The organism is Acetobacter syzygii, from assembly GCF_000964225.1.
In the GTDB taxonomy this organism is placed as follows: domain Bacteria; phylum Pseudomonadota; class Alphaproteobacteria; order Acetobacterales; family Acetobacteraceae; genus Acetobacter; species Acetobacter syzygii.
Map to the genome: position 1 here is coordinate 50,103 of NZ_BAMZ01000014.1, position 19,990 is coordinate 70,092.

The following is a 19,990-nucleotide window of genomic DNA, read 5'->3' on the forward strand; positions in this document are numbered from 1 at the left end:
CCCACCTGTCCAAAACTGTACCATACAGGCGAACAACGTTACCTGAAAAGCGACAACCAGAGCATGATAAGCTCGATTGTCGCTTTTGCTGTGTTTTTAGGAGCGCTGGCGCGCTTTACCGCCCGCCTGCACACTTCCTTCCACGAATGAGACAAGCTGAGCCACTGCGTTGTTTACGCTACCATTGCTGGTTGCAACACGCAGGGCAGGGTCCTGTGGTGCCTCATATGGGGCATCAATCCCGGTAAAGCCGCTGATTTTACCCGCTCTGGCTGCAGCATACAGGCCTTTGGGGTCTCGCTGTTCACAGGTGTCCAAATCTGCATCCACGAAGACCTCTGCAAACCCTTCGCCAATAATCTGGCGCGCAAGTTCCCGGTCAGAACGTAGCGGAGAGATCAGGGCAACCAGCACAACCTGACCTGCATTTTGCAGAATACGCGCAACCTCTGCGGCACGGCGTACATTTTCGGTCCGATCAGCCTCAGTAAAGCCAAGGTCTTTGCACAGACCTGCCCGCAATGTGTCCCCATCCAGAACACTCACGTCCACACCGGCAGCAAACAACGCATTTTCTGCAGCGCGGGCCAGCGTGCTTTTGCCTGCGCCAGACAGGCCTGTCAGCCAGAACACACGCCCCTGATGCCCTTTAACCCGCTGGCGATCCTGAAGCGTTACGCCACTAGCACTGGGATGAATGGATTTATCACCCACAGCAATCTCAGCAGGACCGATAAGAGGTGCACCGCCAACAATGCGCTGTTGCAGGTCCACCAGAACACCACGCCCATCTGGCGTACCAGGGGTAAACGCATCAAACTGAATGTTTTCTGCAGCGGAAAGCGTGATTTCCGCAAACCCTTCGGGAGGAACTTCCGTACCCGCATACATTGTTAAATCATCAAGATTAACAACGGATTCAATGCTGGTAACTGTTACGGCATGTTCTGCCGTGGCAAGGCGCAGGCGGAAACTTTCGCCCACCCGCAGGGGTTCCTGACGCAGCCAGAACAGCCGAGTACGCACGCGCGAAGCCTGTGTAGGAGGTGTATCCACATGGTGCAGCAGATCACCACGGTCTGGAATAACGTCCGGCTCAAGCGTAACAGCGATGGACTGGCCTGCACTGGCACTAACGTGGGGCGCTGTATGCCAGCCTTCTATTGTAGCGATGCGCGCAGGTGTTTTTTGCGTACCAATCACCACAGTGTCGCCCACACGCACGCGGCCACGTTCAATACGTCCAGCCACGTAGCGTTTGTCGCCAAAACGGTAAACATCCTGCACGGGAAAACGCAGTGCCAGCTCGGAGCGGGAGGCGGGAGTTGGAACACGCGCAAGCGCTTCGGTCAGGGTTGGGCCTTTGTACCACGCCATACGTTCAGAACGGCTGGCAATATTATCCCCATCACGGGCGGAAGCGGGAACAAAGTAAGCGGCCTCCAGACCAAGCTTGCCCAGAAGCTCGTTTACTGAGACCTCAACAGCCTCAACCTTGGCCTGATCAAAATCGAGCAGGTCCACCTTATTCAGCAGCACAATAACGTGGCGGATACCGATAAGATGCAGCAGCATGGCATGACGACGGGTCTGTTCGCGCGCACCTTCCACCGCATCAACCACAAGCACGGCTGCTTCGGCATCCGCAGCGCCTGTAATCATGTTCCGTAGGAACTGGCGATGACCGGGAGCGTCCACAATAACGTATTCCCGCGAACCCAATTTGAAAGGGATACGCGTGGAATCAACCGTAACGCCCTGATCGCGTTCGATCTGCAGGGAATCCAGCAAAAAGCTCCATTCGATCTTCAGACCACGCTTTTTGGAAGATTCAATAATCTGGGCAACCTTGCCGTCCTGCAGGTTATCCGTGTCATGCAACAGGCGGCCGATCAGTGTGGATTTGCCGTGGTCGACATGCCCCACAATAACAATCGGTGTTGCGGCATCCTGAGAGGAAGAAATCGTATCACTCATTTTCGTTTTTTCCGATCCACGCTCTATCAGAGATAACCAGCCACACGCAGGCGTTCAAAAGCATCTTCGGATTCATGATCCATGGCCCGCCCCGAACGCTCGGACGTTTTGGTTGTTTCCAGCTCAGCAATGACTTCGGCAAGAGTCGCGGCGTTGCTTTCCACTGGAGAGGTAATGTCCGCATCCCCCAAAGAACGGTAGCGCTTGCCATTTTTGGCAAAATACAGATCAACCAGCGGAATGCCTTCGCGCTCAATGTAACGCCAGATGTCAATTTCACGCCATGAGAGAAGAGGATGCACCCGAATGTGCATGCCCTCTTCATGTGGCGTTGCGTACTGGTCCCAAAACTCGGGCGGCTGGTTACGGATGTCCCACTTATGGCTTGCCCCGCGAGGGCTGAACACGCGCTCCTTGGCACGTGTTCCCTGCTCATCACGTCGGATACCGGCAATAACACCCTGCAGTTTGTGTTTTTCGATCATGGCTGCAAGACCAGCCGTTTTACGCGCAGCGGACCGGGCGGCTGGCGGCAGGGAAGGATCCATTTCCTCCACGGGAGGGCAATCCCCCAACAGGAGGTCCAGTTCCCACTTTTTGGTATACTCATCCCGGAACTGATACATTTCGGGGAATTTTTTACCCGTATCTACGTGCATAACAGGGAAGGGGACACGCCCAAGGAACGCCTTTTTGGCCAGCCAGACCATAACATTGGAATCTTTACCCAATGACCACAGCATGGCTAGGGGCTTAAGCTTACGATAAGCCTCCCGCAGGATAAAAACGCTCTGTGCTTCCAGTTGATCAAGATGATCCATGATGTTCAACAACCCTGTAGTTTTGACGGGTAAGGGTAAATCCAAAAAATGCGGCTCAGCAGGCTAACCTGCAATATGAATGCCACATTCGGTTTTGTTCAGACCAGACCAGCGGCCTGACCGGGCATCATCCTGCCCATCCACCGGACGTGTGCACGGTGCACACCCAATGGATAAATATCCTTCAGCCACAAGCGGATGCTGCGGCAGATCCCTGCGCTGCATTTCCGCCCTGATTTCATCAGCACTCCAGAACGCCAGCGGGTTAATACGCAATTGCCCATCTGCCCGTTCTTCCACAATGGTCATTGCAGCGCGCGTGGAAGCCTGACCACGCTTGCGGCCGGTGACCAGCACATCGTATGGGACCGAAGCAAGCTGCAAAGGCTCTACCTTGCGCAGGTTGCAGCAGGCATCCGGGTCAAATGCCCAGAGTTCGCCCGTTGGATCTCTATCACTGATCTGCCGGGCGGATGGCCCCACATCCTCAACATTTGTCAAACCCAGAAAATCCGCCAATTCACGACGATAGGCGAGAGTTTGGGGGAAGTGCTGCCCCGTATTGAGGAACAGCACCTTCATATCTGGCGCTGCTTCAGCCACAAATGCCAAAAGCAAGGCAGATTCCGCCCCAAAAGACGAGAGAACCGCAAGCCTGTTACCCAGCAGCTGATGCGCCGTGCGCAGCAGGCGAACAGGATTATCCTGCACGGCAGTCAACTGCTCGATAACCTTCGCATTATCAGAGGAGGAAATATCCACAACCCACCACAGTGATTGACAGAAACTTATTTAACGAACCCTTATAGATATATTTATCCAATAACAACACATAAAAATAGACAATCCTACCAAGCACATCGCGCATTGCACTATTTATTTTCGTGCATAATCCTGCTGTGCCAAGCCTAATTCTTCATCATTGACAGACTGGGGCAGGAACCCTGACACCTTGATCCATTGTTTTGCAAACATCGCATAGACAAAACCGTGAACCATCAATGCCGCGCGGCAACCGCCCAGCCATTTTCCAACGTTCCATCCGTTTTAAACCTGCAAAAAGTTCTTAAACCAGTCGATCAAGCACGCGATTGAAGCACGAAACCTGCTGGAATGGCACGAGATGCAACAGGATTGATCCTGCAGCGCCGACCATCCTAACGGACGCCTCCACCCGGTCTCGCATCATATTTTGTTGGCATAATATATCTTATGCAATAATCCATTGTGTCCACAAAGCTGGCATTCGCAGGTACTGACAGTAACTTTATCTCTGTGTGGTCTTATGGAAATCAGTCTGATTTTGGTCAGACTGGTCTTTGGAGCATAATGAACCGTCTGAGGCGTCCCAACATCATAATCCCAGCTCCGTCAGACCAGGATGCTCGTCCGGCCTACGGCCTTTAGGCCAATGGAACAACCGCTCCCCTTCCGTAATCTTCAGGTCATTGATTGAGGCATGGCGCATACGCATCAGTCCGGCCAGGTCAAATTCCCAGTTTTCATTGCCGTACGAGCGAAACCACTGACCACGCACATTTTGCCATTCATATGCAAACCTAACAGCAATGCGGTTTGCATCCCACGCCCAGACTTCTTTAATCAACCGGTAGTCCAGCTCCTTGGTCCATTTTTGAGCTAAAAACGCAATAATTTCTGCCCGTCCACGCACAAAATCCGTTCGGTTACGCCAAACGCTGTCTGGAGTGTACGCCAGAGCAACCTGCTCTGGCTGTTGCGTATTCCAGGCATCCTCCGCCAGCCGTACCTTCAGGCTTGCTGTGGCTTCATCAAATGGAGGGAAAGGTGGACGGGGCATACGCTCATTCCATTATCTGGCTGAACCATTATCCGGGCGCGGGTTATCCTGCCGGAACAAGGTCCATTCCTCAATCACCCGGCCATCTGGCAAATGGCAATATCCTACCTGCCCTTTGTCCGTTGTTTCCATTTTCAGCTCGCCACCCTTTTTAACGCACCAGAGCGAAGCCGGGTTAGGCATACGCAACAATCCAACACCCCGACCAGACCGTTCCTGCGGATGGTGGTCACATCCGGCCAGTGCGCCAACGGCAGCCATGGCTACCACAATCCCTGTAATCCGGCTTTTTTTGATCATCATAACCACCTTTAATTGCGTGTTGAGTTAAGCTTACACCAGTATTCAAACACTTTTTACACGTTGTGAAGGCAGTGCGTGCAAACCCCACTTCCTTCTGCTCCTGCTAAAAACTGGCTTTGGTTGTGCAAACACGATATGCTGCGCTGTTCTTCCCTCTAGCATATCTGGTTCGGTTTACATTCCATGCCTGATGGTTCGCCCTCTTTTTCCCGCCCTGCTTCTCCCTCCCTGAATATCCGCCATGACTGGAACGTGGCTGAAGTACAGGCGTTGCTTGACCTGCCATTCCCGGAATTGATGTTTCAGGCGCAGGCCATTCATCGCGCAACATTTGATCCGACCGAAATTCAGATATCCACCCTTCTGTCGATCAAAACAGGTGGCTGCCCGGAGGATTGCGCATACTGCCCGCAGAGTGCTCTGCATGAAGATGGCGTAAAAGCTGAAAAGCTTATGGCGATTGAAAAAGTCCTGACCGAAGCAAAAAAAGCCAAAGCCGCAGGGGCCAGCCGTTTTTGCATGGGTGCTGCATGGCGCTCCCCCAAAGAGCGGGATATGGAGACGGTCTGCGCCATGATTGAAGGCGTAAAAGAACTGGGGATGGAAACCTGCGTAACTCTTGGAATGCTGGACGATGCGCAGGCCCATCGGCTCAAACAGGCCGGTCTGGATTATTATAACCACAACATAGACACATCCCCCGAATATTACGGAGAGATCATTACCACCCGCACGTATCAGGAAAGACTGGATACACTCTCCAACGTAAGGGATGCAGGCATTAACGTCTGTTGCGGTGGCATTGTTGGGATGGGAGAGAGCGAAACAGACCGCGCAGGGCTGATTACGGCGTTAGCCAACATGCCAACACACCCTGAAAGCGTGCCAATTAACCTGCTTGTCCGCGTGGAGGGGACACCTCTTGCCAAAGCAGATGAAGTGCGGCCGCTGGATTTTGTACGCATGATTGCCGCCGCCCGGATTACCATGCCAAAAAGCCGCGTAAGACTTGCAGCCGGGCGTGAGAATATGAATGATGAAACACAGACATTGTGCTTTCTGGCCGGTGCAAACTCCATTTTCTATGGTGAGCGGTTGTTGACCACACCCAACCCTCAGGCTCAGAGAGACCGGGCTTTACTGGATAATCTGGGTATGCATACGACCGGGATCGGCCTGTAAGATTTTACATGGTGTACTCCGTAAAAGAAATTTTCATCACCCTGCAGGGCGAAGGCGGGCAGGCAGGGCATGTTGCCGTGTTCTGCCGCTTTACCGGCTGTAACCTGTGGTCTGGCCGGGAAGAAGATAGAGCACAAGCACAGTGCCAGTTTTGCGATACTGACTTTATTGGCACTGACGGCACCAATGGTGGCCGCTTCCATACGGCAGCAGAACTGGCTGATCGCATTGCGGGGTTCTGGCCCGAACAACCAGCGAACAGCCCTGCCCGCCGTCTGGTCGTGTTTACCGGTGGGGAGCCACTCCTCCAGCTGGACGCCCCCTTAATTGCCGCCATGCATGAGAGAGACTTTTTTATCGCGGTGGAAAGCAACGGTACCTTATCCGCCCCTGCGGGCATTGACTGGTTGTGCATCAGCCCCAAGGCTGGCGCACCTCTTGTGCAAACCAGCGGTACTGAACTCAAACTGGTGTACCCTCAGGCAGAGCTGGATCCAGCTGATGTTGCGGGATTGGATTTTGCGCACTTCTGGCTCCAGCCCATGGATGGACCAGAACAGGCTGCCAATACGCAGGCGGCCATAGCTTATTGCCTACAAAACCCACAATGGGCCCTTTCCCTCCAAACCCACAAGCTGACGGGAATACCCTGACCATGCCCCTGTCCTCCAAGGAACAGACCGAATCCGCTCTTGTGCTTTTTTCTGGCGGGCAGGATTCTGCAACATGTCTTGCATGGGCTTTATCCCGTTTTGGCCATGTGGAAACAGTAGGGTTTGATTATGGTCAGCGACATGCCATTGAACTGGAATGCCGCCAGAGCATACGGGATGGGCTAAGTGCCCTAAACCCTGCGTGGAAAAAGCGATTAGGTCCTGACCACACCTTACCTTTACATGCCTTAAACGATATTTCCGATACGGCGTTAACCCGCAACGCGGAAATTGCCATGACCCAGAGCGGTCTACCCAATACTTTTGTGCCTGGCCGTAATCTTATTTTTTTAACGTTTTCCGCCGCACTTGCTGCACGCAGAAGCATACGCCACATTGTGACCGGTGTGTGCGAAACGGACTATTCCGGTTATCCCGATTGCCGGGACGATACCATAAAAGCCCTACAGGTTGCTCTTAATCTGGGCATGGACAGCCGTTATGTCCTCCACACCCCGCTCATGTGGCTCGACAAGGCTGAGACATGGACACTCTCGGAAGAACTCGGGGGCGCTCCGCTGGTTACGCTCATCAACCACGAGAGCCACACCTGTTATATGGGGGAACGCAACCAGCGCCATCCATGGGGATATGGTTGTGGCACCTGCCCTGCCTGCCAACTCCGGCGCGCCGGATGGGAAGCCTACAAAGCTGAAGACCAACATGCCTGACCTTGTTTTTACCCGCCGCTTTTCCATGGGACACCGCCTGATCCACGGTGCCAGCGAAAGCTGTGCCCTGCCCCATGGACACAACGAATTTGTAACCGTGCGCCTCAAACCCACTCACCCCACCCGGCTGGATGGGCGGGGAAACATGCCTGTTTCTTTTCAGGCCGCAAAGCAAACCTGGCACCGCTTTGTGGATGAAAGACTGGACCACGCCCTGCAACTTGCGGCGGATGACCCTCTGCTCACATGGTTTAAAACCCATGAACCCGCACGCGCTGCCCGCATTGTGGTTACCCCCGGCGACCCGACAACCGAGCTGATGACATGCCTGCTTATGGCCAAGCTCAACGCATTCCTGTTGGCCGAAGGCGGGGTTTTACACTGCACCGAACTGAGTATTCAGGAAACTCCGACCAATACAGTCAGTTTTGATGGCAACCCGGCTGACTTTATTCCCCACAGCACCACCGGCCAGACAAGCTGGTGGAACCGGGCAGATATGAGTATCGCCGACTAAGCCCGACCAAAGCTCCCTCTTTCCTATATTGGACCTATAGAAAAGAGGGAGATAGAAAACTTACTGCTTCAAACCCAGAACCTGTGTTGTTTTATCAAAAATTTCTTCACATAGATCTGGATTACGGGCGAGCTTTTGCCCAAAGGACGGAATAATCTGGCGTAGTTTTTCGATCCACTGCGGCATTTTATCGGGGAAGCATTTTTCCAGCACTGTCAGCATAATCGGGGCAGCCGTAGAAGCACCCGGAGATGCACCCAGCAGAGCAGCAACAGAACCATCCTGGCTGGCAATAACCTCTGTACCAAACTGCAAAACACCACCTTTGGCAGCATCTTTTTTAATAATCTGTACCCGCTGGCCAGCAACAACCAGCTCCCAATCCTTGGCCTGAGCGTTGGGAATAAAATCCTGCAAGGCTTTAATACGGTCATTCTGGGACTGCATAACCTGCTCGATCAGGTATTTGGTCAAAGCCCAGTTATCCCGAGCAACAGCCAGCATGGGGCCAATATTATCTGCCCGCACAGACATCGGCAGGTCCATAAGAGAACCCTGCTTTAAAAAGCGCGTGGAAAAACCGGCATAAGGGCCAAACAACAGAGCCGGGTTACCATCGATCATACGCGTATCAAGGTGCGGTACAGACATGGGCGGCGCACCAACAGACGCCTTGCCATAAATTTTAGCATGGTGCTGCGCAATCAAATCCGGATTGGTGCAGCGCAGGAATTGCCCGCTCACAGGAAAACCGCCAATACCACGGGCTTCGGGTATGCCTGTTTTTTGTAGCAGGGAAAGCGCACCACCGCCACTACCAATAAAGACAAACCGCGCCTTGACCTCGCGCTGCGTATTCTGTCGCAGATCACGAATCTTCAGTTTCCAGCCGTCTGTGCCATTTCTGGTAATATCGCTTACTTCATGCTGCGTGTGCAAAGTACAGCCCGAAGTGCTGGCAAGATAAGTAAAGAGCAGTCTGGTTAGCGCACCAAAGTTAACATCTGTCCCTTTCAGGCTACGGGTCAGAGCCAGCTTTTGCCCGGCCGGGCGGTCACGCATGATCAACGGAGCCCACTGCGTAATCTGCGCCGTATCTTCCGTATATTCCATGCCAGAAAACAACGGATGCTGCGCAAGAGCCTCGTAGCGTTTACGCAGGAACGCCACATTATTGTCCCCCCACACAAAGCTCATGTGCGGAACGGGTGTTAAAAAGTTTTTAGCCGAAGCAATAATCTGCTTTTCAACCAGATAGGACCAGAACTGGCGAGAAATCTGGAACTGTTCGTTCACCCCGACAGCCTTGGTAATATCTACCGTACCATCTGCCCCCTGCGGGGTGTAGTTCAGTTCACACAGTGCAGAATGCCCGGTGCCTGCATTATTCCACGCATTGGAACTTTCTTCCGCAACGCTACCCAGACGTTCAAAAACGCTAATACTCCAGTCCGGCTGGAGCTGACGCAGGAATGTCCCTAGCGTTGCGCTCATGACGCCGCCACCAATCAGGACAACATCAACGGAAGAAGCGGTATCGGTCGTGGTGGAACTCATTATGGTCTCCGCGTTGTCAGCCTCGCCCGCCGCCGCGTCTGCGCATGGAAACGGGGCCAAAGAATAGCCGGAATGCTCCCTCTCCTGCCTCCTTGCAAGGCTTTACAGAGCGTTCACGGCCATATTGTTCAATGTAGTATAGACACACTCTGCTCAAAACGCCTTTTCATCTCTGCGAGAGCAGCAGCCATGAATGAACTTTACCAGCCACATCAGCGTTCAGCCCACACGATGCCTGACAAGCCCCGTTCAGGCGAACAGGAACGGATACATTGAACATGAGCAGTATTGTCAAACACGGCAGCGCACATTGGGAAGGAGCAATCAAAACCGGTAAAGGCACTGTTTCTACCCAGAGCGGCGCGCTCGACAGGCAGCCTTACGGTTTTAATACCCGCTTTGAAGGACAGCCCGGCACAAATCCTGAGGAACTGCTTGGAGCAGCCCACGCGGCCTGCTTTTCCATGGCTCTATCGCTTATTTTAGGGAATGCGGGTCTGACCGCCACATCCATTGACACGCAGGCTGACGTAACCCTGAGCAAGACTGATGCCGGTTTTGAAATTGCGTCTGTTGCCCTTACCCTGAAGGCCAACATCCCCGGAGCAACGCAAGAGCAGTTCCTTGAGCTTGCCAATCAGGCCAAGGAAGGTTGCCCTGTTTCCAAACTATTCAGGGCAACCATTACACTTGATGCAACCTTAATCGCCTAAAAGCGTCAGGCACCAACCTGAGCACGGTGCCGTAACAGATGGTCTGCCAGCACGCAGGCCATCATGGCCTCCCCAACAGGAACAGCACGGATACCCACGCAGGGATCATGCCGCCCTTTGGTTATAACCTGTGTTTCCACCCCATCCTTGGTAATAGACGGCACAGGAGTCAGCATTGAGCTGGTCGGTTTAACCGCAAAGCGCGCCACAACAGGTTGCCCGCTGGAAATCCCCCCCAGCACACCGCCAGCATGGTTGGAACCAAACTCCAGAGCACCATTGCGCATAAAAAGCGCATCGGCATTCTCTGGCCCGGTCAGGGATGCTGAGGCAAAACCATCACCAATTTCTACCCCTTTTACGGCATTAATACTCATGAATGCAGCGGCAATATCCGCATCCAGCTTGCCATAAATGGGAGCACCAAGCCCTGCGGGCACCCCTTGGGCAACAACTTCAATCACCGCACCGATTGATGAACCATCCTTGCGAATAGCAGCCAGATACTCTGCCCAGTCATCCACTACGGCTGCATCTGGGGAGAAAAATGGATTACGCTCCACCTCCGCCCAGTCCCAGCGTGTCCGGTCAATATCCTTGGCACCAAGCTGGACCAGTGCCCCACGTACACAAACCCCGTCCCCCAGTACTTTACGGGCAACAGCCCCGGCAGCGACACGGCAGGCTGTCTCCCGCGCTGAGGAACGACCGCCCCCGCGGTAATCGCGAATGCCGTATTTAAGGTCATAAACAAGATCTGCATGACCGGGGCGATAGGTCTGGGCAATATTGCCATAATCGCGCGAGCGCTGGTCTGTGTTCTCAATAATCAGCGAGATTGGCGTACCTGTTGTCTGCCCTTCGAATACGCCGGACAGAATGCGCACCTGATCAGGTTCCTGCCGCTGCGTTGTAAACGCGGACTGCCCAGGCCGCCTGCGGTCCAGAAAAGGCTGAATATCCGCCTCGCTCAACGGAATACGTGGGGGGCAGCCGTCAATAACGCAGCCGATCGCGGGGCCATGGCTTTCGCCCCACGTCGTAACCCGGAACATATGCCCGAAAGTATTGTAGGACACGGCGGTGCTTAGTCTCCAGCAACAGAAATATCGGGGGCAGTTGGGTTTTTCATACCAACCACATTGTATCCACAGTCAACATGATGCACCTCACCCGTTACACCAGAAGACAGGTCAGAGAGCATATAAAGCCCTGCTCCACCGACTTCTTCCAACATCACATTCCGCTCAAGCGGTGCGTTATACTGGTTCCACTTCAGAATGTACCGGAAGTCACCAATTCCGCTGGCAGCCAATGTTTTGACCGGCCCGGCCGAAACAGCGTTGACACGGATACCGTCGGCCCCAAAATCTGCTGCCATATAACGTACGGAGGCTTCCAGTGCGGCCTTTGCAACACCCATAACGTTATAATGGGGCATAACGCGCTCAGCCCCCAGATAGCTAAGGGTCAGTAATGAGCCGCCGTTTTTCATCAGACTGGCGGCACGGCGCGCCACAGCCGTAAAGGAATAGCACGAAATATCCAGCGCGGTCAGGAATGCATCCCGCGGCGTATCCACATAACGGCCACGCAGGAACTGTTTGTCCGCCCAGCCAATGGCATGGACAACAAAGTCCAGTTCGCCCCATTCGCGTTCGATCGTGGCAAATGTTTCATCAATAGCGGCGTCATCTGTCACATCGCATGGCAAAACCAGCTTTGCACCAATGCTTTCCGCCAGAGGCTGTACGCGTTTGCCCAGCGCTTCGCCCTGATAGGTAAATGCCAGCTCGCCTCCCTGCGCGGCAACTGCGGATGCAATGCCCCATGCGAGAGAACGGTCATTGGCAACACCCATCACCAGACCTTTTTTGCCCTTCATAAGCGTACCTTTTGTGGGCAGCTTGGCGTTGGGAGAAGACATGCGGGAACCTCAACCTACTTGTTTCGGAAAAAATTCTGGGTTTTCTGTAGGGGTGGTCGCATACACCGGCGCGTGAAACAAGCCCAAAGACGCATGGACATGCTTTAAACTCACATGCGGCAGGAGTATGGAATCACACAGGAAAGCCAGCAACGTTCCTTTCCATGACATTTAGACAAGAGTCCGAACCATGCCGGAAACAGACACAGCCGCCGCCTCCTTTCCATCCACCGACCAGCCTCTGATCGATTTGAGAGCAGACCCGTTCACGCTTTTTGAAGCATGGATGCAGGAAGCCGAAAAAGCAGAACCCAACGACCCCAACGCCATGGTACTAGCAACAGCTAATGCAGAAGGACGACCATCAGCCCGGATTGTTCTGCTCAAAGGGTTCGACCGGCGCGGGTTCGTTTTTTACACCAATATGTTCAGCCGCAAAGGCCGGGAACTGGAAGCCAACCCCCATGCGGCCCTGCTCTTCCACTGGAAGAGCCTACGCCGCCAAATTCGAATCGAAGGGGACATCTTTCCCGTATCGGATGAAGAAGCCGATGCCTATTTTGCGAGTCGGAGCCGTATATCCCGCCTGGGTGCCATTGCCTCCAACCAGTCACGCCCCTTAGCTGATCGCGCCATTTTTGAAAAACGCCTGAAAGACGCGGAAGAAGAGTTTGGAGAAGGCCCCATTCCCCGACCAGAAAACTGGTCTGGCTACCGGGTAACGCCCCAACATTTTGAATTCTGGCAAGAACGCCCATATCGCCTGCATGATCGCGCCATATGGGAACGCCAAGGGAACGAATGGGACGTAACACGGTTATATCCGTAAGAACACACGCAGCATCATCCACCATCATTATGCGCGCTGCATCCACGGGCCGCACGCACTAAAGCATTACAGGAGCAATATATGAAAGATGTCCGCAAAATACTGCTGCCCCTCCCCAGCACATCCAATGCGGAGGCAGCGCTGGTCCGTGGTGGCAACTTTGCCCGGCGCTTTGGCGCACATCTGGCCGTTCTGCATGTCCGCCCCGATGGCCGCGACATTGCCCCACTGGCAGGTGAAGGCATGTCTGGCGCCATGGTCGAAGACCTGATGCGTTCAGCTGACCATGAAAGCGCACGCCATGCCCACGATGTGCACGCCCTGTTCGAACGCTACGTTGCCGGCCAACCCGACATAAAAATTGTTCCGCTCCACAGTGTTTACCCTGAAGATGCTCCAAGCATCAGCTTTACCGTTGTTCGCGGTGCAGAAAGCGAGATTGTTCCTGCCCGGGCGCGCCTGTCGGACTTTACACTGGTGCCCCACCCGGATTCCGGGGATGAGGTCTCCTCCTCCGAGACTTTGCACGCCGTTCTGTTTGATAGCGGGCGGCCTGTTGTTATTGCCCCCCGCACCCCACCCGCAGGGCTGATCAAGCGCGTCTGTATTGGCTGGAATGGTACGGCTGAATCGTCATCAGCTTTACGTGGAGCACTGGCATGGGCACAAACGGCTGAAGCCGTGCGGGTGCTCCACTGCGGCGATTATCAGCGTCGGGGGCCAAGTGCCAAAGATGTAGTGGAATATCTGGCGGCTCACAGCATCAAGGCGGATGCCGTTGAATTCCAGCCTGTTGATCGTGATGTTGGCAAGGGTCTGTTAGCAGCCTGCAAAGAGTTTGAAGCCGATATGCTGGCCATGGGCGCATATTCGCATTCCCGCCTGCGGCAGCTTATTCTGGGTGGTGTAACGCGGCATGTCCTGGAAACCGCTGACATTACCGTATTGATGAGCCGCTAACCCTCAATGGGAGGGAGGGCAACGCCCTTCCTCCTTACAAACAGTGAGGAGGGTCAGGCAGTTCAAAGCTCATGCCATCCCATGCGGCTTCAACCCCGTGTGGCAGGTTGTTCTGCATCCATCCCCAGTCCATTTCTGAACCCATATGGGTCAGAATCAGGCGCTGTGGTTGAATGCGGGCTTTCCACTCCATAACCCGCTCCAGCCATGCGTGTGCGCCATGGGGTGTTTTTTGAAAACAATCCACCATCCATGTCTGAACGCCACGCAGGCACTCCATGGCAGCATCGGGCAGTTCCACCACATCCGTACTATAGGCAAAATCACCACAACGGATGCCCGTGGAAGAGACATAACCGTGGTTCTGCCCAAACAGAACAAACGTGTAGCCCTCTATAATAATAGGCTGGCCCCACGTAATGGGTCGGGCTTCCAGTGCCGCCCGGAAAAATTGAGGCGGCGTGCAGGGCTTAAAAACATAGGCAAAGCGCTGCTGCAATTCCTCCAGCACTTCGGCTGTTCCATAGGCGTTAATCGCCTTTCCAATCTGGCGATTAATCCCCCTAAGCTCATCAATGCCAGAAACATGGTCCGCATGGGTATGCGTGTAAATGACATGGTCAAATGCACTAATCCCATGGGCAAGCAACTGGGCGCGCAGGTCTGGCCCTGTATCCACCAGAATACCTGCCCCGTTTTCCATTCTTAAAAAAATGGATGCGCGGGTCCGCCTGTTGCGTGGTTCGTTTGGATCGCACGCCCCCCATTGGCCATGACCATCTGCCCCGCCAAGGGCTGGCACCCCTGACGACCCGCCACACCCGAGTACACTCACTTTCATACCCGCACTCCCGGTTTAGCGGACCTTACGGAACAGCCGTGCAAAATTCCGGGTTGTCTGTGCAACCAACTCAGCCGTTTCCATCCCGCGTTCCTGTGCAATGCGGCCAGCCGTATATGCAACAAAAGCAGGCTGATTCCGCTTACCGCGCTGTGGCACCGGCGCCAGATAAGGTGCATCCGTTTCCACTAATATGCGCTCAAGGGGAAGCTCCCGGGCAACGCTGCGGATTTCCTCACATTTAGGGAAAGTGGCTATGCCTGAAAAGCTGACATAACCACCCAGAGCAAGCACCCGCCTTGCAAGCTCAGGGCTGGATGCAAAGCAATGCAGCAAAATGGGGAAGGAACCTTTGGCGTATTCCTCCTCCAGAATTGTTGCCACGTCCACATCGGCCTGACGTGCGTGAATAATAACCGGAATATCCAGCTCTCTCGCCGCCTGAATATGTTTACGAAAACTTTCCTGCTGGCGGGGACGTACCTGCTCCTGCCCATGGAAGTAATCCAGACCTGTCTCCCCTATCCCAATCACCTCAGGAGCATCGGCAATAGCCACAATATCCTGCACACTTGGCAGCGGAGCTTCTTCCACGTGGTCCGGGTGTGTTCCTACCGTGCACCACACCCGCATATCCGGCTGGCTAAAGCCCGTCAGCCGCTTTTGCTCGGCCGCGTGGGATAAACGCGTGCCAATGGTAACCATACCACTCAACCCCGCAGCTTTTGCCGCATTAAGCAGGGATGGCAGTTCCTCATCTGAAAAATGATCCAGATGACAATGGGAATCGATCAACCCTTGCATGGTTGCTTCTGTCATACCTGCTCCGGTTCAACATAACGGGGGAAAATACCTTGTGGAGCTGGCAACTGTCGCCCACCGGGTAAAGGCAGTTCGAGTGCAGCAAAGGTACGCTCACCCGCCTCCACTCCCAGCTGGTCAAGCATCCGGTCCATACTGTGCGGCATAAACGGCTGAAGCATGGTCGCAATTCCTCGCAGCGCATCCAGCAGCACACGCAGCACATCGGCCATACGCTCTACATCTGTTTTGCGGAGCGCCCATGGGGCCTGATGGTCAATATACGCATTACAGGCGCGGATAACCTTCCACACGTCTTCCAGCGCATCAGTCAGGGCACAGCGCTCAAACTGGGAAGCCAGCAGTTGTGGCAGCACAGAAACCTGCCCTAACAGTTTCTGGTCCTCTTCTGTCAGGTTTCGCCGTTCTGGCAACACTCCGCCACAGTTACGCGCGACCAGAGACAGTGTTCTTTGGGCCAGATTGCCCAGATCGTTAGCAAGTTCCACATTATTGCGCATGATCAGCGCCTTGCGGGACAGATCACTGTCCCCACCAAAAGGCACCTCCCGCAGCACAAAGAACCGGACAGCATCCAGCCCGAAATCCGCCACCAGTTCCCTTGGATCAATAACATTGCCCAAAGATTTGCTCATCTTCTGGCCTTCAATGGTCCACCATCCGTTGGCAAAGACTTTTTTGGGCAGTTCAATACCTGCCGCCATCAAAAAAGCAGGCCAGTAAATGGCATGGAAGCGCGCAATATCCTTACCCACAAGGTGCAGACTGGCAGGCCAGAAGGCCATGCGAGGAGCACTGGTATCCGGGTAACCAAGAGCACTCAGGTAATTGGCCAGCGCATCAAACCAGACATACATGACATGCTGGTCGTCACCGGGTACGGGAATACCCCATTTAAAGCTTGTACGGCTGACGGACAGATCCCTCAGCCCCTGTTTAACAAAGCTGATAATCTCATTCCGTGCGCCATGAGGGCCAAGGAACTCGGGATTCTGCTCGTAAAGTTCAAGCAGACGGTCCTGATAGGCCGACAGGCGGAAAAAATATGAGGGTTCCTTAACCCATTCTACCGGCGCCCCCGTGGGAGCAACCTTTTGCCCGTCCGGACCTGTAATCAGTTCATCTTCACCATAAAAACATTCATCCCGCAGGGCGTACCATCCTTCGTACGCATCCAGATAAATGGCACCATTTTCCGCCACTTTGCTCCACAATGCCTGCGCACTGGCAATGTGGCGGGGCTCCGTTGTGCGAATAAAGTCGTCATACGAAATGGCCATGGCGTTGGCCATAGAGCGGAAATTGGCAGACACTTCATCCGCAAAAACCTTGGGAGCGACACCCGCAGCCTGTGCTGCCTGCTCAACCTTTTGCCCGTGTTCGTCCGTACCCGTCAGAAAAAAAACCTCATCACCCGCTAAACGGTGGAAACGCGCCATAACGTCCGCAGCAATGGACGTGTAGGCATGACCGATATGCGGTGCTCCATTTACGTAATAGATGGGGGTAGTCACATAAAAACGACGGGTCATTTTGGGCTCGCAATCGTCATAGCTTCAATAAGAGCTTCCTGTTTATCCAGATTAAAACGTTCCGTCTCGCTCTGAACACGCATAATCTGTTCCCACGCGGCAGCCAGGCTCATGCAGCGGGCATTTCCGTTCTGCGCGGCCTGCCGGGCCGTGATCTGCAACTGATCTGATAACAGAGTAAAAAAAAGCCCAAAACCATTATCCTTGCGCAAAATGGCTTCGGCAATTTCATACCCACGCAGGGCACCAACACCTTGCAGAACTTCGCCGACCAAAGCCGCCACACCTCCGCCGGTATCGGCCAATACTGCCACAGCCTTACCCGGTGCTCCATGCGCTTGGTGCATAATACGCGCAAAATCCAACTCTGGCATATCCGGGCAAAGCGCCTGCAAAACGCCACGCATCTCGGCCTCTTCCAAAGGAGCCAGTTCAAGCTTGCGGCAACGACTGCGAATGGTTGGCAACAACCGGCCTGGTGCTGAACTGGTCAGAATCAGCACGGTCGCAGGCGGAGGTTCTTCCAAAATTTTAAGGACAGCATTGGCCGCACTGCGGTTCATCCACTCAGCGCCATCCACAATAACCACACGCCACCCGCCTTCTGCCGCTGTCCGGCGCAAAAAGCCTGTTATGGGGCGTACGTCATCAGCCACAATCTCCTGTCGGTAACGCTGTTTTTTCTCGTCATATCCACGTTCGACTACCAGCAGATCAGCATGTGTTGCGGCTGAAATCCGGCGGCCAGCAGGAAGGTTTTCCGCCTCCCCCCCCAGCAAAATACGCGCAAGCGTAAAGGCGAATGTCGCTTTGCCAATGCCCGGTGGGCCAGTAACCAGCCACGCATGGGGCATACGCCCTTTGCTCAGTGCGGCACGGAACGCCGCAACTGCGGCCCCATGCCCATGCAACCGGAGCGATGCCATACGTGGCGGCATAAACGGGGCATCAGCCATGGGACAATCTGGACAAAATTTCCTTCATAATCTGGCTGTTCACTGCCTCTTCGGTGCGGTCTGCCGTGGCTATGCACCGCATACGTGCAGGCTGCTGCTGTGCTATAGCCCTAAATCCGGCCGCAATCCGGGCGTGAAAACCCTCATCCGCCTGTTCATACCTGTCTGTTGGCACCCCACGCACGGCCAACCGCCGCCGCGTAACCTCCCGCGGTGCTTCGAGCAGAAATGTCATATCCGGCACCAGGTTAAGCTGTGCTTGCAAAACGTCAATCAACTCCAGAACAGCCGGATCACCCTCCGCACGTCCATAGCCCTGATAGGCTTTGGTGGAATCTGTAAAACGGTCACACAGCACAATCTGATTATCCGCCAGCGCCGGGCGAATGACCTGATCCACATGGTCAAACCGTGCGGCAAAATGAGTCAGAATTTCCGCACGCAAAGAGAGCGGGTTGTGACCAAACAGCAGGAGCTGCCGCAGATCTTCCGCTCCTGCCGATCCACCCGGCTCACGCGTAGCAAGCACACTGTACCCCTGTGATTGCAGGGCATCGCGCAGCAGGCGGAGCTGCGTGGACTTGCCCACGCCCTCCCCGCCTTCCAATGTTACAAACAGACCAGACATCATCCCTCACAGATGCAATCGTCTGGTCGCGCGGCCAATAATACCAAGAGCGGGCACTGCCTGCCCTGCAACCAATGGAATACTGGCTTTTCTGCCACCGGGCAGAACCACATTCAACTGGCCAAGCACCTGCCCGTCCTGCACTGGCGCAATAACCGGGCTATCGTAGTCAACCATCACATGGGTGCTGTTTTTCCAACCGTGAGGCAGCAGCATTTTAAACTCCTGCGCGGCAACCAGCGGCACGGTCAGGCTGGCCCCCATCCATACGGGAGCCTGTTCCACAACCTGACCTTTGCTTACGATCTGCGCTGTTTCAAAATTTGCAAACGCCCAGCCCATCAGACGTTCGCCTTCACGCCCGCGGGCACCATCGGTTGGCAGGCCATTGATTGCCATAATAACCCGACGCCCCTCCCGCTCGGAAGACGCACACAAACCAAAACCACCAGCATCGGTGTGGCCGGTCTTCAGGCCATCGGCCAGTCCTTTGACCACCAGAATATTTCTGTTTTCCTGATGAATTTTGTTAAAAACAAACTCTTTTTCGGAAAAGAAATGATAATATTCAGGAAAATCATGGATCAGACGCAGTGCCAGATAGGCCACATCCCGCGCGGACATGTAATGGTTTTCCGCTGGCCAGCCTGTCGCATTCATAAAGTGTGAATTGGTCAGGCCAAGCTTGCCTGCCGTATCATTCATCAGCGCAACAAACTGTTCTTCAGAACCGGAAATACCTTCGGATAGAACAATGCACGCATCGTTACCCGACTGAATGACCATACCCTGAATAAGATCCTGCACCGCAACGCTCTGGCCCAGCGGCACAAACATTTTTGAGCCCTGCATCCGCCATGCGCGCTCGCTAACAGGCAGCATCTGGTCAAGCTTGAGCCGCCCTGCCCGCAACATGCCAAACGTGACATACGCCGTCATCATCTTGGTAAGAGATGAGGGAGGCATGCGTTCGTCCGCATTTTTTTCCAGCACGGTAGCACCGCTACCGTAATCCAGAATGCAGGCCCAGCGCGCTATGGTATCCACCGGCCCCACAGGAGTCGTGGCGGGTGTTGCGGGCACCGCAGCACTGGCTGGAGCCGATGCGGCTGATGCGGAGGAAGGGGTTGCCCCATGCCGGGGGCGTGCCACGGCATCCACCACCAGTCCACCAGAGAAAAGGGCTGCGCCCCCTGCGAGTAAAAACCGTCGAGTCTGCAAA

At 54.5% G+C, this 19,990-nt stretch carries 21 protein-coding genes; 7 read left to right on the forward strand and 14 right to left on the reverse strand.

The genetic code is table 11. From position 1 onward, the window contains the following. Window positions 1-96: 96 nt before the first annotated feature. The 5 genes from cysC to Absy_RS06235 form a co-directional block, all read right to left on the reverse strand. Window positions 97-1,977: an adenylyl-sulfate kinase gene (gene cysC, locus Absy_RS06215; RefSeq protein WP_048853879.1), complete on the reverse strand. Its 1,881-nt coding sequence runs from the start codon at window positions 1,975-1,977 to the stop codon at window positions 97-99. 26 nt (window positions 1,978-2,003) lie between these two features. Continuing rightward, window positions 2,004-2,798 carry a sulfate adenylyltransferase subunit CysD gene (gene cysD / locus Absy_RS06220; protein WP_048853880.1) on the reverse strand — a complete coding sequence of 265 codons (795 nt, stop codon included), beginning with the start codon at window positions 2,796-2,798 and terminating at the stop codon, window positions 2,004-2,006. 63 nt (window positions 2,799-2,861) lie between these two features. Then, entirely contained in the window at window positions 2,862-3,560 is a 699-nt protein-coding gene (locus tag Absy_RS06225; protein ID WP_146802503.1) for a phosphoadenylyl-sulfate reductase, read from the reverse strand. A 592-nt stretch (window positions 3,561-4,152) separates the two neighbouring features. Beyond that, on the reverse strand, window positions 4,153-4,617 hold the full coding sequence (locus Absy_RS06230) for a nuclear transport factor 2 family protein (protein ID WP_048853882.1): 465 nt from the start codon (window positions 4,615-4,617) through the stop codon (window positions 4,153-4,155). A gap of 12 nt (window positions 4,618-4,629) precedes the next feature. Further along, window positions 4,630-4,920: a putative hemolysin gene (locus Absy_RS06235; protein ID WP_245614761.1), complete on the reverse strand. Its 291-nt coding sequence runs from the start codon at window positions 4,918-4,920 to the stop codon at window positions 4,630-4,632. A 183-nt stretch (window positions 4,921-5,103) separates the two neighbouring features. Between Absy_RS06235 and bioB the strand changes: the two genes are divergently transcribed. The 4 genes from bioB to Absy_RS06255 are packed head-to-tail and all read left to right on the forward strand — an operon-like array spanning window position 5,104 to window position 8,003. After that, window positions 5,104-6,102: a biotin synthase BioB gene (bioB, locus tag Absy_RS06240; RefSeq protein ID WP_048853884.1), complete on the forward strand. Its 999-nt coding sequence runs from the start codon at window positions 5,104-5,106 to the stop codon at window positions 6,100-6,102. Between the two features lie 8 nt (window positions 6,103-6,110). Next, window positions 6,111-6,755 (forward strand): 7-carboxy-7-deazaguanine synthase, encoded by a 645-nt coding sequence (queE, locus tag Absy_RS06245; protein WP_048853885.1) that lies wholly within the window; start codon window positions 6,111-6,113, stop codon window positions 6,753-6,755. A gap of 2 nt (window positions 6,756-6,757) precedes the next feature. After that, window positions 6,758-7,486: a 7-cyano-7-deazaguanine synthase QueC gene (queC, locus tag Absy_RS06250; protein ID WP_048853886.1), complete on the forward strand. Its 729-nt coding sequence runs from the start codon at window positions 6,758-6,760 to the stop codon at window positions 7,484-7,486. Then, window positions 7,479-8,003, forward strand: a complete 525-nt coding sequence (locus tag Absy_RS06255; RefSeq protein ID WP_048853887.1) for a 6-pyruvoyl trahydropterin synthase family protein — start codon at window positions 7,479-7,481, stop codon at window positions 8,001-8,003. The genes queC and Absy_RS06255 overlap by 8 nt, the downstream gene beginning before the upstream one ends. A 60-nt stretch (window positions 8,004-8,063) precedes the next feature. Here the strand turns inward: Absy_RS06255 and Absy_RS06260 are convergent, their stop codons facing one another. After that, window positions 8,064-9,563 (reverse strand): malate:quinone oxidoreductase, encoded by a 1,500-nt coding sequence (locus tag Absy_RS06260; protein WP_261764745.1) that lies wholly within the window; start codon window positions 9,561-9,563, stop codon window positions 8,064-8,066. Window positions 9,564-9,838: 275 nt separating this feature from the next. Here Absy_RS06260 and Absy_RS06265 point away from each other — a divergent pair, with 275 nt between their 5' ends. Further along, window positions 9,839-10,273 (forward strand): OsmC family protein, encoded by a 435-nt coding sequence (locus Absy_RS06265; RefSeq protein ID WP_048853888.1) that lies wholly within the window; start codon window positions 9,839-9,841, stop codon window positions 10,271-10,273. Window positions 10,274-10,278: 5 nt separating this feature from the next. Here Absy_RS06265 and aroC read toward each other — a convergent pair whose 3' ends face one another. Together aroC and fabI are read right to left on the reverse strand one after the other, a co-directional pair. Beyond that, on the reverse strand, window positions 10,279-11,352 hold the full coding sequence (aroC, locus tag Absy_RS06270; RefSeq protein ID WP_048853889.1) for a chorismate synthase: 1,074 nt from the start codon (window positions 11,350-11,352) through the stop codon (window positions 10,279-10,281). An 8-nt stretch (window positions 11,353-11,360) separates the two neighbouring features. Continuing rightward, complete coding sequence (gene fabI, locus Absy_RS06275) at window positions 11,361-12,200, reverse strand: enoyl-ACP reductase FabI (RefSeq protein WP_048853890.1); 840 nt, start codon at window positions 12,198-12,200, stop codon at window positions 11,361-11,363. A 190-nt stretch (window positions 12,201-12,390) separates the two neighbouring features. On the opposite strand from fabI, the gene pdxH reads away from it, so the two are divergent. Further along, window positions 12,391-13,029 (forward strand): pyridoxamine 5'-phosphate oxidase, encoded by a 639-nt coding sequence (gene pdxH / locus Absy_RS06280; RefSeq protein WP_048853891.1) that lies wholly within the window; start codon window positions 12,391-12,393, stop codon window positions 13,027-13,029. Window positions 13,030-13,110: 81 nt separating this feature from the next. Beyond that, the gene (locus Absy_RS06285) at window positions 13,111-13,989 is read left to right on the forward strand and encodes a universal stress protein (protein ID WP_048853892.1); all 879 of its coding nucleotides are present in this window, start codon (window positions 13,111-13,113) and stop codon (window positions 13,987-13,989) included. Window positions 13,990-14,023: 34 nt separating this feature from the next. On the opposite strand, the gene Absy_RS06290 is transcribed toward Absy_RS06285, so the two are convergent. From Absy_RS06290 to Absy_RS06315, 6 genes are read right to left on the reverse strand one after another with little or no spacing between them, the layout of a single operon-like run. Next, complete coding sequence (locus tag Absy_RS06290) at window positions 14,024-14,830, reverse strand: MBL fold metallo-hydrolase (protein WP_048853893.1); 807 nt, start codon at window positions 14,828-14,830, stop codon at window positions 14,024-14,026. 15 nt (window positions 14,831-14,845) lie between these two features. Then, window positions 14,846-15,634, reverse strand: a complete 789-nt coding sequence (locus Absy_RS06295) for a TatD family hydrolase (protein WP_048854001.1) — start codon at window positions 15,632-15,634, stop codon at window positions 14,846-14,848. Between the two features lie 11 nt (window positions 15,635-15,645). Next, window positions 15,646-17,184, reverse strand: coding sequence for a methionine--tRNA ligase (metG, locus tag Absy_RS06300; protein WP_048853894.1), 1,539 nt, complete (start codon window positions 17,182-17,184; stop codon window positions 15,646-15,648). Next, complete coding sequence (locus Absy_RS06305; RefSeq protein WP_048853895.1) at window positions 17,181-18,140, reverse strand: DNA polymerase III subunit delta'; 960 nt, start codon at window positions 18,138-18,140, stop codon at window positions 17,181-17,183. Before Absy_RS06305 ends, metG begins: the two co-directional genes overlap by 4 nt. Next, window positions 18,133-18,771, reverse strand: coding sequence for a dTMP kinase (gene tmk / locus Absy_RS06310; protein WP_084596947.1), 639 nt, complete (start codon window positions 18,769-18,771; stop codon window positions 18,133-18,135). Before tmk ends, Absy_RS06305 begins: the two co-directional genes overlap by 8 nt. Before the next feature lie 3 nt (window positions 18,772-18,774). After that, complete coding sequence (locus tag Absy_RS06315; protein ID WP_048853896.1) at window positions 18,775-19,989, reverse strand: D-alanyl-D-alanine carboxypeptidase family protein; 1,215 nt, start codon at window positions 19,987-19,989, stop codon at window positions 18,775-18,777. Window position 19,990 lies beyond the last annotated feature (1 nt).

Bases quoted from the DNA above. Each gene is read 5' to 3' on its own strand.
- cysC (WP_048853879.1), bottom strand. From the start codon at position 1,977: ATGAGTGATACGATTTCTTCCTCTCAGGATGCCGCAACACCGATTGTT.
- cysD (WP_048853880.1), bottom strand. From the start codon at position 2,798: ATGGATCATCTTGATCAACTGGAAGCACAGAGCGTTTTTATCCTGCGG.
- Absy_RS06230 (WP_048853882.1), bottom strand. From the start codon at position 4,617: ATGCCCCGTCCACCTTTCCCTCCATTTGATGAAGCCACAGCAAGCCTG.
- Absy_RS06235 (WP_245614761.1), bottom strand. From the start codon at position 4,920: ATGATGATCAAAAAAAGCCGGATTACAGGGATTGTGGTAGCCATGGCT.
- bioB (WP_048853884.1), top strand. From the start codon at position 5,104: ATGCCTGATGGTTCGCCCTCTTTTTCCCGCCCTGCTTCTCCCTCCCTG.
- queE (WP_048853885.1), top strand. From the start codon at position 6,111: ATGGTGTACTCCGTAAAAGAAATTTTCATCACCCTGCAGGGCGAAGGC.
- queC (WP_048853886.1), top strand. From the start codon at position 6,758: ATGCCCCTGTCCTCCAAGGAACAGACCGAATCCGCTCTTGTGCTTTTT.
- Absy_RS06255 (WP_048853887.1), top strand. From the start codon at position 7,479: ATGCCTGACCTTGTTTTTACCCGCCGCTTTTCCATGGGACACCGCCTG.
- Absy_RS06265 (WP_048853888.1), top strand. From the start codon at position 9,839: ATGAGCAGTATTGTCAAACACGGCAGCGCACATTGGGAAGGAGCAATC.
- fabI (WP_048853890.1), bottom strand. From the start codon at position 12,200: ATGTCTTCTCCCAACGCCAAGCTGCCCACAAAAGGTACGCTTATGAAG.
- pdxH (WP_048853891.1), top strand. From the start codon at position 12,391: ATGCCGGAAACAGACACAGCCGCCGCCTCCTTTCCATCCACCGACCAG.
- Absy_RS06285 (WP_048853892.1), top strand. From the start codon at position 13,111: ATGAAAGATGTCCGCAAAATACTGCTGCCCCTCCCCAGCACATCCAAT.
- Absy_RS06290 (WP_048853893.1), bottom strand. From the start codon at position 14,830: ATGAAAGTGAGTGTACTCGGGTGTGGCGGGTCGTCAGGGGTGCCAGCC.
- Absy_RS06295 (WP_048854001.1), bottom strand. From the start codon at position 15,634: ATGCAAGGGTTGATCGATTCCCATTGTCATCTGGATCATTTTTCAGAT.
- metG (WP_048853894.1), bottom strand. From the start codon at position 17,184: ATGACCCGTCGTTTTTATGTGACTACCCCCATCTATTACGTAAATGGA.
- Absy_RS06305 (WP_048853895.1), bottom strand. From the start codon at position 18,140: ATGGCTGATGCCCCGTTTATGCCGCCACGTATGGCATCGCTCCGGTTG.
- tmk (WP_084596947.1), bottom strand. From the start codon at position 18,771: ATGATGTCTGGTCTGTTTGTAACATTGGAAGGCGGGGAGGGCGTGGGC.